Annotated in this window: 10 protein-coding genes and 1 riboswitch; of the genes, 4 read left to right on the top strand and 6 right to left on the bottom strand. The window is 72.8% G+C overall.

Going from position 1 to position 12731, the window contains the following annotated elements; all coding sequences use genetic code 11:
• Nucleotides 1–11: 11 nt before the first annotated feature.
• From K5S26_RS14340 to K5S26_RS14330, 3 genes are all read left to right on the top strand, one after another.
• Nucleotides 12–1292, top strand: a complete 1281-nt coding sequence (locus tag K5S26_RS14340; protein WP_221859387.1) for an Nramp family divalent metal transporter — start codon at nt 12–14, stop codon at nt 1290–1292.
• Between the two features lie 72 nt (nt 1293–1364).
• Nucleotides 1365–2087, top strand: a complete 723-nt coding sequence (locus K5S26_RS14335) for an aminoglycoside 3'-phosphotransferase (RefSeq protein WP_221859386.1) — start codon at nt 1365–1367, stop codon at nt 2085–2087.
• A 100-nt stretch (nt 2088–2187) separates the two neighbouring features.
• The gene (locus tag K5S26_RS14330; RefSeq protein WP_221859384.1) at nt 2188–2685 is read left to right on the top strand and encodes a nitroreductase family deazaflavin-dependent oxidoreductase; all 498 of its coding nucleotides are present in this window, start codon (nt 2188–2190) and stop codon (nt 2683–2685) included.
• A 15-nt stretch (nt 2686–2700) separates the two neighbouring features.
• On the opposite strand, the gene K5S26_RS14325 is transcribed toward K5S26_RS14330, so the two are convergent.
• The 3 genes from K5S26_RS14325 to K5S26_RS14315 all read right to left on the bottom strand — a co-directional run bounded on the left by K5S26_RS14325 (nt 2701) and on the right by K5S26_RS14315 (nt 5686).
• The gene (locus K5S26_RS14325; protein WP_221859383.1) at nt 2701–3486 is read right to left on the bottom strand and encodes an energy-coupling factor transporter transmembrane component T family protein; all 786 of its coding nucleotides are present in this window, start codon (nt 3484–3486) and stop codon (nt 2701–2703) included.
• Nucleotides 3483–5036, bottom strand: a complete 1554-nt coding sequence (locus tag K5S26_RS14320; RefSeq protein WP_308122990.1) for an ABC transporter ATP-binding protein — start codon at nt 5034–5036, stop codon at nt 3483–3485. The genes K5S26_RS14325 and K5S26_RS14320 overlap by 4 nt, the downstream gene beginning before the upstream one ends.
• Entirely contained in the window at nt 5033–5686 is a 654-nt protein-coding gene (locus tag K5S26_RS14315; RefSeq protein WP_221859381.1) for an ECF transporter S component, read from the bottom strand. The genes K5S26_RS14320 and K5S26_RS14315 overlap by 4 nt, the downstream gene beginning before the upstream one ends.
• Nucleotides 5678–5787: riboswitch (TPP riboswitch) on the bottom strand. Its footprint overlaps the gene before it by 9 nt.
• A 140-nt stretch (nt 5788–5927) precedes the next feature.
• Between K5S26_RS14315 and K5S26_RS19055 the strand changes: the two genes are divergently transcribed.
• Entirely contained in the window at nt 5928–7607 is a 1680-nt protein-coding gene (locus K5S26_RS19055; RefSeq protein WP_221859379.1) for a D-alanyl-D-alanine carboxypeptidase, read from the top strand.
• Between the two features lie 138 nt (nt 7608–7745).
• Here the strand turns inward: K5S26_RS19055 and K5S26_RS14305 are convergent, their stop codons facing one another.
• From K5S26_RS14305 to K5S26_RS14295, 3 genes are all read right to left on the bottom strand, one after another.
• Nucleotides 7746–8573: a type IV toxin-antitoxin system AbiEi family antitoxin domain-containing protein gene (locus tag K5S26_RS14305; RefSeq protein ID WP_221859377.1), complete on the bottom strand. Its 828-nt coding sequence runs from the start codon at nt 8571–8573 to the stop codon at nt 7746–7748.
• Between the two features lie 208 nt (nt 8574–8781).
• Nucleotides 8782–10899, bottom strand: a complete 2118-nt coding sequence (locus K5S26_RS14300; RefSeq protein WP_221859375.1) for an ABC transporter ATP-binding protein — start codon at nt 10897–10899, stop codon at nt 8782–8784.
• A gap of 40 nt (nt 10900–10939) precedes the next feature.
• Nucleotides 10940–12667, bottom strand: coding sequence for an ABC transporter ATP-binding protein (locus tag K5S26_RS14295; protein WP_221859373.1), 1728 nt, complete (start codon nt 12665–12667; stop codon nt 10940–10942).
• Nucleotides 12668–12731: the final 64 nt, after the last annotated feature.

Raw genomic sequence — 12731 nt, 5'->3', positions numbered from 1 at the left:
AGGAGGACTGGATGAGCGCACCGCAGACATCGGAGACGACGGAGACGCCGCGCTGGCGGGTGATCGGACCGGGGCTGGTGGTGGCGGCGACGGGAGTCGGCTCGGCCGACATGGTCGCGACGCTGGTCGCCGGATCGAACTACGGCTACATGCTGCTGTGGGCCGTCATCCTGGGCGTGCTGCTGAAGATCGTGCTCGTCGAGGGCGCCGGGCGGTACACGGTGGCGACGGGCCGGACGATCTTCGAGGGCTGGCGCTCGCTCGGCCGCTGGCCCGTCTGGTACTTCGCGCCGTACGTCGTGATCTGGGGCTTCGTGTACGCCGCGTCGGCGATGAGCTCGACGGCGCTGCCGATCGCCGCGCTCTTCCCCGAGGGCTCCTTCGGCGCCCAGGTGTGGCCGTGGGCGGTCCTGACCGGCATCATCGCGTTCCTGATGATCTGGTTCAGCAAGTACCGCGTGTTCGAGAGGATCAGCGCCGCGCTGGTCGGGCTGATGTTCGTCACCATCGTCATCCTGGCCGTGATCGCGGCGCCGAACTTCCTCGACACGATCACGGGGCTCGTGCCGCTCATCCCCGAGGGCGGCGTGTTCAACACCCTCGCCCTGGCGGGCGGCGTGGGCGGCACCATCACGCTCGCCGCCTACGGCTACTGGCTGCGCGAGAAGGGCTGGGACAAGCCGCGGTTCCTGCGCGTCATGCGCATCGACAACGCGATGGCGTACGTCGTGACCGGCGTCTTCGTCATCGCGATGCTGATCGTCGGAGCCGAGGTCGTGCGCGCCGCGGGGGTCTCGCTGTCGTCGGGCGACCAGAGCCTGCTGCAGCTCGACGGCGTGCTGCGCGAGCGATACGGCGACTTCATCGGCGTGTGGTTCCTCGTCGGCTTCTGGGCCGCGGGCTTCTCGTCGGTGCTCGGCGTCTGGAACGGCGTCTCGCTGATGTTCGCCGACTTCATGGGGAACGTGACCGGCAAGGGATCGGACCACCCCGACTCGCAGGCGGGCGGCAAGTGGTTCAAGGTGTACCTGCTGTGGCTGACGTTCCCGCCGATGCTGCTCCTGCTGCTCGACCAGCCGATCTTCCTCGTGCTGCTGTACGGCTTCCTCGGCGCCCTGTTCATGCCGTTCCTGGCATTGACGCTGCTGCCGATCCTGAACACCGACCGCGTGCCGCCCGAGTACCGCAACAAGTGGTACCTCAACGTGGCCCTCGGCCTCACGGCGCTGCTGTTCGTCGTGCTCGGCGTGTACCAGGCGGCGCAGGCGATCATCGGCGTGTTCTCCGGCTGAGTCCGCCGCGGATCGCCGGGGCTCTCGGCGCTGCCGGGAGCCCTCCGCGCGCGGCGGGGCCAGGATGGGACCATGTCGATCCCCGCAGGCGACGTCGAGGTCCCCGAGCGCGTGCGCGCCCTGGCGGGCGGCGCCGAGATCGTGCCCGTGTGGCGCAACGAGCTCGGCGGCGTCACCTTCCGCGCGGGCGCCCTGTTCATCAAGCACGGACCGCGCCACGGCGAGGCGTCCATGGCCGAGGAGGCCGAGCGGCTCGCCTGGGCGGCGCAGTGGGCCTCGGTGCCGAGCGTGCTCGACCAGGGCGAGACCGACGACGAGGAGTGGCTCGTCACCCGGGCGATGGACGGCGAGACGGCGGTGGCGCCGCGGTGGCGAGAGCGTCCGGCCACCGCCGTGCGAGCGGTCGCCGAGGGCCTGCGCGCCCTGCACGACGCGCTGCCCGTCGACGCCTGTCCCTTCGACTGGTCGGTGCCGACGCGCATCATCCGCGCGCAGGAACGAGGGTCGGACGTGCCGGCGGCGCTGCGCGATCCTCCGCCCGTCGATCGCCTGGTGGTCTGTCACGGCGACGCCTGCGCCCCCAACACGCTGATCGGCGACGACGGCCGGTGGACGGCGCACGTCGACCTGGGCGCGCTCGGCACCGCGGACCGCTGGGCCGACATCGCGGTGGCGACCATGAGCCTCGGCTGGAACTACGGCCCCGGCTGGGACGGCCTCTTCCTCGAGGCGTACGGCGTCGGGCCCGACCCGGTGCGCACGGAGTACTACCGTGCGCTCTGGGATGTCGCCTAGGCCGAGCGGCGACGTCCGACGCCGAACGCGGCCGCGCCGGGCGCGGACGGGGCGGGCTCACCCCCTGGCGCGACGGCCGCCCGGGCGAAAGGATCGGGCCATGTCCCGCGTCGTCCGTCTCGTCCGATCCGCGATCGCCCCGCTGTCGCGCACGCGCACGTTCCGCCGCTTCGGCCCTCGGGTGATGCCCGTGGCCGAACGTGCGCTGCGGCGCCTCACGGGCGGCCGCGTGCAGGTCAGCGGGCTGCTCGTGCCGTCGCTCACCCTGCACGCGGTCGGCGCCCGCACGGGCGAGCCGCGCGCGAGCGAGCTGATGTACACGCCCGACGGGCACGGCAGCGCGATCGTCGCCGGGTCGAACTTCGCCCGCGGCAGGCATCCCGCCTGGACGCACAACCTGCTGGAGCACCCGGACGCCGAGATCACCGTGCGCGGCCGACGCTACGCCGTCGTCGCGACGCGGATCGACACCGACCCGGCCGCTCGCGAGGACGCCTGGGAGACGATCCAACGGCAGTGGCCCGGCTATCGCGCCTACGAGCGCGAGTCGGGGCGCCAGGTGCGCCTGTTCCGGCTGCGCCTCGTGCGCGAGCTCTGAGCCGCCCGGCGGCCGTCAGAGGTCGAGGACGTACGACCACGACCCCGTGACGACGGCGGCCGTCACCGCCACCGCGGCGATCGCCACGGCGAGCAGCACCATCCCCGCGTCGCGGGCGTGCAGGCGCGACACGCGTGCCCAGGTGCGCGGCTGCGACGATCCGAAGCCGCGGGCCTCCATGGCCGTCGCCAGCTTCGTGCCGCGACGGATCGCCAGCACGAACAGCGCGAACGTCTGCCCGGCGACGCGACGCAACCGCCCGGTGTCGGCGACGCCGCGCGCCCGGCGGGCGTGGCCGAGCTCGCGCCAGTCGTCGATCAGCAGGCCGACGAGACGCAGGCCGGCGAGGGCGCCGAGCACGAAACGTGCCGGCAGCCGCGCGAGCTGCGCCAGCGCGTCGGCGAGGTCGGTCGGGTCGGTCGTGGCGAACAGCACGATGCTGGGCACGGCGATCGCGAGCACGCGCAGCAGGATCGCCAGGGCCAGCGAGAGGGACCCGTCGCTGATGCGCAGGATGCCCCACTCGACGTGCATCTCGCCGGCAGGACGGCCGTACAGCACGGTGCCGGCGGACGCGATCGCCGCGGCGAGCGCGATCGGCCAGACCCGCAGCCACAGCTCACGCCACGGCAGCCGCGCCAGGGGCAGCACGAGCAGGGTGAGCCCGAGGGAGACCCCGGCCGAGACCGGATCGATCGACAGCAGCAGCGCGACACCGATGACCAGGGTCGCCGCGAGCTTCGAAAGCGCGTTCACGCGAGCGAGCGGACTGCGGCGGGTGTCGATCGTCACCAGGCTCATCGCAGCGCCTCCGCCCGCGCGTCGCGGACGCCCGCGTCCGGCGCTCCGAGGTCGAGCACATCGTCGGCGAGCGCCGCGACCAGCGGACGATCGTGCGTCACGCACACGACGGCGGCGCCGTCCGCCCGCACCTGGTCGAGAAGCGACGCCAGCTCCCGCCACGTGCGCGCATCCTGGCCGTAGGTCGGCTCGTCGAGCACCAGCATGCGCGGGCGAGACGCGAGCATCGCGGCGACCGTGAGCCGCCGCTTCTCGCCCCCGGACAGCGTGAAAGGATTCACCGCGGCGAGGCGCGCGAGGCCGAGGCGCTCCAGCAGCGGCTCGACGCGGGCCGCGACCGCCGCGGCGTCGAGGCCGAGGGCGCGGGGGCCGACCGCGAGCTCGGCCCGCACCGTCGACGCGAGCAGCTGATGCTCCGGAGACTGGAACACCATCCCGATCCGCGTGAGCAGGTCGCGCGACGACCACGTGCGCGGCGCGCCGCCCGCCGCGGGGGCGCGGCGTCGACGCCTCCGGTCCGGCTCTTCGCCCGCGAGCGCCGCGGTCGCCGAGAGCACGCCGGCGGCGGGCTCCAGCAGCCCCGCCAGCGTCAGAGCGAGCGTCGACTTCCCGACCCCGTTCGGCCCGGTGATCGCGAGCGCCCGGCCGCTGCGCACCACGGCGCTCAGGCCGTCCGCCACGACCACCGGCTCGCGGGCGCCGAACGGACGGCGGCCGACCGCGAGCCGGTCGGCGACGAGCAGGTCCTCGGCCGGGGCCGCGACGGGCGTGCGGGGAACCGTGGGCGCCACCCCGGGGACCCACACCCCCGCCTCGGTGAGGGCGACCGCGTGGCCGCGGAAGACGTCGTCCGGGCGCCCGTCCGCGACGACCTCGCCACCGGATCCCAGCACGACCACCCGATCGACGTGGGGCGCCCACACGTCGACGCGGTGCTCGACGACCACGAGCGTCGCCCCGCTCTCCCGCGCCGCGCGCACGACGGCGTCGCGCACCTCGACGACGCCGTCCGGGTCGAGGTTCGCGGTCGGCTCGTCGAGCAGCAGCAGCCCGGGCCGCATCGCCAGAGCGCCCGCGAGGGCGAGACGCTGCTTCTGCCCGCCGGACAGCGCCGACGTCGAGCGGTCGAGGGCCAGGTCCAGCCCGACCGCCGCCAGCGCCTCCGGCACCCGGCGCCAGATCTCCTCACGCGGCACCCCGAGGTTCTCGCAGCCGAACGCCACGTCGTCGCCGACCCGCGCGAGCACCACCTGCGCATCCGGGTCCTGCAGCACCATCCCGGCCCGGCCGCGGGCGGCGTGCGGGTCGAGCCCGTCCACGCGCAGCGAGCCCGCGGCCTCCCCGTCCTCCTCGTCGCCGAGCACCCCGGCGATGCCGCGCAGCAGGGTCGACTTGCCGGATCCGCTCGCCCCGAGCAGCAGCACCCGCTCCCCGGGGCCGATCGCGAGGTCGACCCCGCGCAGCGCCCAGCGGGAGCGCCCGGCGTGCCGCCATCCCCACCCGCGCGCCTCGACGCGGGCGGGGGCGGGGGCGACGCCGGTATCGGTCACGCGGCGTCGGAGCCGAGGCCCCGCGCGCGGGCCTCGCGCCCGGCGGCGAACCGGTCGAGCGCACCGGTGGCCGCCAGCGCGCGCACGACGACCCAGGAGACCAGCCCGGCGATGACGATGCCCGACACGACCGCCGCGACGAAGTACACGGTGCGCGCCTCGACCGAGAGGGCCGCGACCGACGAGAAGCTGGTGTCGAGGACCGCCACGGCGACGCCCGCGAGGGCGCCCGAGACGAGCGCGCCGAGCAGCCGCCAGTTCGCGTACAGCAGGATGGCGAAGCCGAGCTCGGCGGCCACGCCCTGCACGAGGCCCCAGATGAACGTCTCGGGGCCCCATTGGGTGCCGATCGCCATGGAGACCACGGCGGCCACGACCTCGGTGAACAGCGCAGCGCCCGGCTTGCGGATGATGAGTCCGCCGAGCACTCCGGCGAACAGCCAGCCTCCGGCGAGCAGGCCCGACAGGCCGGGGGTGAAGGCCAGCACGGTGTCGAGGCCGGGCCAGGCGAGACCCCACAGCCAGAACACCACTCCGGCGGCGACGCCGACGACGCTGGCGACGACGATGTCGACGACCCGCCAGCGGTGGCGGCGGGCGGTCGGGGTCGCGGTGGCGGATGCCTCGGACGGGGACGCGGACGTGTTCATCTCTCTCCTCCCTGCGCCGGCATGATCCGGATCAGGTTCGACGGTCGAAGCGCTTTTCGCTTCCTCTCAGCCCGGCTCGCCGGACTCCCGTGGTGTGTGACCCGATTGTAGGGCGATCGGCGGCGCCGTTCGACAGGCCGGGAGCTCGGCGGGCCCGCGGATGCGCGCCCACGGCACGCGACGCGGTCGCTCAGCGGCGGATCTGCGGCTTTCTCCGGGGGCCAGCGGGTACCTTAGGCGGGTGGCGACCGAGGACCTCCCCCAGGGCGCGGCGCTCGACGGGAGCGACGCGGCCTCGTCGCCGCATCCCCCCGTCGGCGCCGCCGAGACCAACAGGCGCGCCGACGACGAGCTGGCCGCGACGCAGCCGTTCGACGTGGCCGCCTTCATCCAGAGCGGCGAGGCCGAGATGATCGCCCCGACGATCCGGCGGCGCGCGCTGTCGGCCGCCGAGGTCGACCCGTCGGAGCCCGCGCTCCCGGCCGCCCGCAGCATCTCGGCACGGCGTGTGCGCCGTTCCGCCCCCGGCGCCGCCGCGCAGGCGAGCCGGGCGGAGCGTCGGGCGGACGACCAGCCGGACCGCCCGACCCCCGCCGCGCTCGCCTGGGTCGACCCTGCCGGGCTCTCGGTCGCGGCGGCGCCGGCATCGCTCTCGACGACCTCCCACGTGCCGGCGACGACCTACCTCCTTCCCCCGCCCCGGGAACGCCGGGGCTCCGTCGCCGCGCCCCTCATCACGGCGGGCGCGGTCGCGATCGCGTACGTGGCGGGCTGCGCGCTCTGGCCCCTCGCGAACGTCGCGCCCGACGTCTCGGCGACGCAGGTGCAGTCGCAGGCCGGGCATCCGCTCGGGCTGACCTGGCCCGCGGAGGGGACGGCGGCGGTCGGCGCGGAGGGACTCGGCACGGTGGCCGCGCAGGCGGGCGAGAGCGTGCCGATGGCGAGCATCGCGAAGCTCGTCACGGCGCTGATGATCCTCGACCGTGCGCCCCTCGACGTCGACGAGGACGGCCCCTCGTACGCGTTCACCTATGCCGACAGCCAGCTCTACTGGCAGTACCGGGTGCAGAACGAGTCGGCGCTCGACGTGCCGGTCGACGGCACGCTGACGCAGCGGGAGCTGCTCGAGGGCATCCTCGTCGGATCCGCGAACAACTACATCGACCGCCTCACGACCGAGCTGTGGGGGTCGAAGGACGCGTTCGTGCTGCAGGTGCCCGCGTGGCTCGAGGAGCACGGCCTGTCCGGCATCACGATGGTCGACGCCAGCGGCATCGACCCCGGCAACGTCGCGACGCCGGCGGCGCTGGTCAAGCTCGCCGGCGTGGCCCTGGCGGACCCGGTCATCGCGGAGATCGTCGCGATGCCCGAGATCGACCTGCCGGGCGCCGGCGTCGTCGAGAACACCAACCCGCTGCTGGGCGACCAGGGCGTCGTGGGCATCAAGACCGGCACGCTGTCGGAGTGGTGGATCGAGTCGTGGAACCTGCTGACGGCGAAGGACATCACGATCGGGCAGACGACCGTGCGCGTGTACGCGGCCGTGCTCGGCCAGCCCGACGAGGACGCCCGGGAGAGCGTGAGCCGCTCGCTGCTCGACGAGGTGGAGCAGTCGCTGCAGTCCGACCCGGCGGTGCCCGTCGGCACCACGGTCGCGACCGTCACGACCGAGTGGGGCGAGCCCGTCGACATCGTGACGGCGGAGGACGCCTCCGTCGTGCTGTGGGACAACGGCACAGCCGAGCTCGAGACCGACTACGACCCGCAGCTCGGCGAGTCGGAGGGCAGCGCCGTCGGCGAGCTCACCGCGACCGGCCCCTTCGACTCCGCGACCGTGCCCCTGGCGCTCGCCGACGACCTCACGGGTCCGAGCCTGTTCTGGCGCCTCTCCCACCCCCTCGACCTGCTCGGCCTGCAGTAGGCATCCGCGGAATCGGAGCAATCCACATCCGCGGAATCGGAGCAATCCACATCCGCGGAATCGGAGCAATCCACGCCGTAGGAGGAAAGCTCGCGGGTTCGCCCTACGCGGTGGATTCCTCCGATTCGGTGGCGCGGCTCAGCGGTCGGCGAGGTGCAGGCGTTGCGCGATCGCGGTGAGGATGAGCTCCTGCACGACGGGCCAGTCGCCGAAGATCTGGTGGTAGCCGACGCGGATGACGTGGTACCCCAGGAGGCGCAGGCGCGCGTCGTGCTCGTTGTCGATCAGGCGCTGCGCGTCGACGTGGTGACCGCCGTCGATCTGGATCACCAGCCGGTCGCCGATCAGCAGGTCCACCGGATGACCCGCGATCCAGACCTGCCGCCGCAGGGGCAGCCGCAGCCACTTGAGCCGGGTGAAGACCACGGTCTCGGTGCCTGCGTCCGCGAACGGGAGGACGTCGGCGACCATCCGGCGTGCGCCGGGCGGCAGCTCCAGCCGTCGCACGACGTCGAGGTCGATCGCGTCGAGGCGGAGCGCCGACTCCCAGACGGCGAGCGACTCCTCGTACGGCCGACACCCGCTGAGGATCACCAGCGCGTTCACCAGTGAGTCCTCCAACGCCTCGGGATCGCGTGGGACGACCGGGACGCTCCAGTGCACGTGCGCCGTGGTCTCGCGCATCAGCCGCGCGTGCGGCTGCGCGGCGACGTGGGCCTCGCGCGCCGTCGGCGTCCACAGGCCGCGGCGTCGCGCGATCGTCACGCAGCTCAGCACCACGCCGATCTCGGCGGCGGCGCGCAGCTCCGCGTCGGCTCCCGCGAGGGCCAGCCAGCCCGGCCTGATCCGTTCGACCTCGCCGGACGCCAGCGCGCTGCGGACCGCGTGCCGGGTCACTCCGCGCCTCGCCAGCCATCCCGTTCGTGCGACACCGCCGGCGTCGCGCAGCGCCTCCACCGCATCCATACGCTCAGCGTCCGGCCTTCGGCGCCCCGTGCCGGACGCCGACCGGTCGATTGTGGACCACGACCGTGAGCCCGGCGCCTGGGGACGAGCCGCCGCCGCATCCGCGCGCATCCGCGCCGTAGGAGAAATCCACGCCGCAGGAGGCAGACCCTCGGATCCGCCCTACGGCGTGGATATCTCCGAGCCCGTGGCGGGGAGACGCCTGACCTCAGACCGGGTCGGGCTCGGCGTCGGCCGCGGGGAGGACGTCGACCGCGGCCGTGTCCGCCGGCGCCTCCGGCGCGGGGGCCGCGTCGAGGTCGACGGCTGCGTGCTCGAACTGCGACTGGTAGAGCCGCCAGTAAGCGCCCTCCCGGCCGATCAGCTCGTCGTGCGTGCCCTGTTCGACGATGTCGCCGTGCTCCATCACGAGGATGAGGTCGGCGTCGCGGATCGTCGACAGCCGGTGCGCGATCACGAACGACGTGCGCCCCTCGCGCAGCGCCGCCATCGCGTTCTGCAGCAGCTGCTCGGTGCGGGTGTCGACCGAGCTCGTCGCCTCGTCCAGGATCAGCACGCTCGGCTGGGACACGAACGCGCGGGCGATGGTGATGAGCTGCCGCTCCCCCGCCGACACGTTGGCGGCGTCCTCCTCGAGCACGGTGTCGTAACCGTCCGGCAGGGTGTGCACGAAGCGGTCGACGTACGTCGCCTTCGCCGCCTCGACCACCTCGTCGTCGGTGGCCGACTGCCGCCCGTACCGGATGTTCTCGCGGATCGTGCCGGAGAACAGCCACGGGTCCTGCAGCACCATGCCCGCGCGCTCGCGCACGTCGTACCGGGTCATCCTCGAGGTGTCCTGCCCGTCGAGCAGGATCGCGCCGCCGTCGAGCTCGTAGAACCGCATGATGAGGTTCACGAGGGTGGTCTTGCCGGCGCCGGTCGGGCCGACGATCGCGACCGTCTGGCCCGGCTCGACCCGGAACGACAGGTCTTGGATGAGCGGCTGCTCCGGGGTGTACGAGAACGACACGTTCCGGAACTCGATCACGCCGCGGCCCGCGGTCGCCTTCGGGGCGTCCTCGGCGTCGGCCTCCTGCTCGGGCTCGTCGAGCAGCTCGAAGACGCGCTCGGCCGAGGCCGTGCCCGACAGCACCGCGCTGGTCATGCCGCCGAGCTCCATGAGCGGCTGCGTGAACTGCTGCGAGTACTGCACGAACGCCTGCACGTCGCCGATGCGCAGCTGGCCGCTGGCGACCATGATGCCGCCGAGCACGGCGATGCCCGCGTAGATGAGCGATCCGATGAACTGCACGCCCGGCATCATCAGGCCCGAGAAGAACTGGGCCTTGAACGCCGCGTCGAACAGCTCGTCGTTCTCCTTCTCGAACGCCTCGCCGTTGCTCTTCTCCCGGCCGTACACCTTCACCAGCGCGTGCCCCGAGAACGCCTCCTCGACGCGCGAGTTCAGGCGACCGACCTTGGCCCACTGCGACTGGAAGGCGCGCTGCGACCGCGGCCCGATGACGCCGAAGATCACGGCCATGAGCGGCAGGGCCACGAGCGCCACGAGCGCCAGCTGCCACGAGATCGAGAACATCATGATCAGCACGCCGACCACGGTCAGGATCGACGTGACCGCCCCCGACAGCGACTGCTGCAGCGTCTGCGTCATGTTGTCGATGTCGTTCGTGACGCGCGAGATCAGCTCGCCTCGCTGCACCCGGTCGAAGTAGGCCAGCGGCAGGCGGTTGATCTTCGCCTCGACCTGCTCGCGCAGGCGCCACATGGTCTTCACCATGATCACGTTGATCACGTAGCCCTGCACCCACTGCAGCAGCGCCGAGAAGACGTACAGCGCGAGCACCCAGACCACGACCGTGCGCAGCGCCTGGAAGTCGATGCCGCCGCCCACCGCGAAGTGCTGCATCGCGGCGATGGTGTTCGCGAGGTCGGTCTGTCCGGCGGCCTGGAGCGCGGCGACGACCTCCTCCTGCGTCGTGCCCGCCGGGAACTGCCCGCCGACCGTGAGCGACATGACGCCCTCGAACACGATGTTCGTGGCCTCGCCCAGCACCCTCGGCGCGATGATCGACAGCACGACCCCCGCGGCGCCGAGCACCATCACCAGGGCGAACACCCACTTGTAGGGGCCGAGCAGCCCGATGAAGCGGGCGAAGCTGCGGCCGAACGCCTTCGGCTTGCCCGGCGGCGGCGAGTCCCACCCGCCGCCCTCCTGCCGCGCCTTCTCGGCGAGCTCGGCCTCGATGCGGGCCTGCTCCTCGTTGACGGCCGTCCCGTCCGTCGCGGGTTTCGTCCCGTCCGTCGCGGGTTTCGTCTCGGTCACTTCGTTCCCTCGCTCACCCTGGTCGCGCGCGCTCGACGCATCATGCCTTCGCCCCCAGCTGCGAGTCGACGATCTCGCGGTACGTCGCGCTGCTCGCGAGCAGCTCGTCGTGCGTGCCGAGCCCCGCCATCCGGCCGCCCTCGAGCACGACGATCCTGTCGGCGTCGGTGATCGTGGACACCCGCTGGGCGACGACGATCTTCGTCACGCCCGGCAGCTCTCGCCACAGCGCCTGCCGCAGCCGGGCGTCGGTGGTGAGGTCGAGGGCCGAGAACGAGTCGTCGAAGATCAGGACGTCGGGCCGGCTGACGATCGCCCGCGCGATCGCGAGCCGCTGACGCTGACCGCCCGAGACGTTGGTGCCGCCCTGCGCGATCGGCTCGTCGAGCCCGTGCGGCTTCTCGCGCACGAAGTCCGCGGCCTGCGCGATCGCCAGGGCCTCCCACAGCTCGTCGTCGGTGGCGTCCTCGCGGCCGAACCGCAGGTTGGACGCGATCGTGCCGTTGAACAGGAACGGCCGCTGCGGCACGAGGCCGATGCCGGCCCACAGCGCCTCGAGGTCGGCCTCGCGCACGTCGACGCCGCCGACCCGCACGGACCCGTCCGTCACGTCGAACAGGCGGGGGATCAGGTTGATGAGGGTGGTCTTGCCCGCTCCCGTCGAGCCGACGATCGCGACGGTCTCACCGGGCGCGGCGTGGAAGCCGATGCCCTGGATGACCGGCTCGTCGGCGCCCGGGTACGTGAACGACACGTCGTCGAGCACGACCTCGCCCGGCGTCGGCAGCTCGGCGACGGCCGCGTCGGGGCGCTGCAGCGAGCTGGTGACGCCCAGCACCTCGCCGATGCGGTCGGCGGAGACCGCGGCGCGCGGGATCATGATCGTCATGAAGGCGGCCATCATGACGCCGCCGAGGATCTGCCCGACGTACTGCATGAAGGCGAACAGCGTGCCGATCTCGACGCGCCCCTCGTTCACCTCGACGCCGCCGAACCACACGACGGCGACGATCGTGACGTTCAGCACCAGCATGATCAGCGGGAACATCAGCACGAACAGCGACCCGACCCTGCGCCCGACGAGCATGATGTCGTCGTTCGCGCCGCGGAACCGCTCCTCCTCGATGCGCTCGCGCACGAACGCGCGCACGACGCGCACGCCCGTCAGCTGCTCGCGCATCACCCGGTTCACGGCGTCGAGCTTCGACTGGTAGGTGCGGAACAGCGGCACCATGCGCGAGATGATGAGGCCCGCGAGCACGAGCAGCACGGGCACCGAGACGCCGATGATCCAGCTGAGGCCCACGTCCTGGCGCACCGCCATGATGACGCCGCCGATCGCGAGCATGGGCGCCTGCACGAGCATCGTGGCGCCCATCATCGCCAGCATCTGCAGCTGCTGGACGTCGTTGGTGTTGCGGGTGATGAGCGAGCCGGCGCCGAACTGCGACACCTCCCGCTCGGAGAACGAGCTGACCTTCTCGAAGACGTCGCGGCGGATGTCGCGGCCCGTGGCCATGGCCGACCGGGCGGCGCAGGCCGTCGCGATGATCGACGCCACGATCTGGCCGAGCGACACCGCCAGCATCACGAGGCCCGTGCGCACGATGAACGCGGTGTCGCCGTTCGCCACGCCCTTGTCGATGATGTCGGCGTTGAGGGAGGGCAGGTACAGCGCGGCCAGCGCGGCGGCGAACTGGAACACCAGGACGCCGGCGAGCAGCCACTTGTATCGCCAGAGATAACGGAACAGGAGCTTGCCGAGCACAGGGCCTCCACCGGTCGCACGTCCTCGCGCGGACGCGCGCGAGGACCGGGTCGACTCTGCCACC

The organism is Microbacterium marinilacus (assembly GCF_019753765.1).
Taxonomy (GTDB): Bacteria; Actinomycetota; Actinomycetes; order Actinomycetales; family Microbacteriaceae; genus Microbacterium; species Microbacterium marinilacus.
The sequence above is the reverse complement of the archived record's forward strand: the minus strand, read 5'-3'. Positions and strand labels throughout refer to the sequence as shown.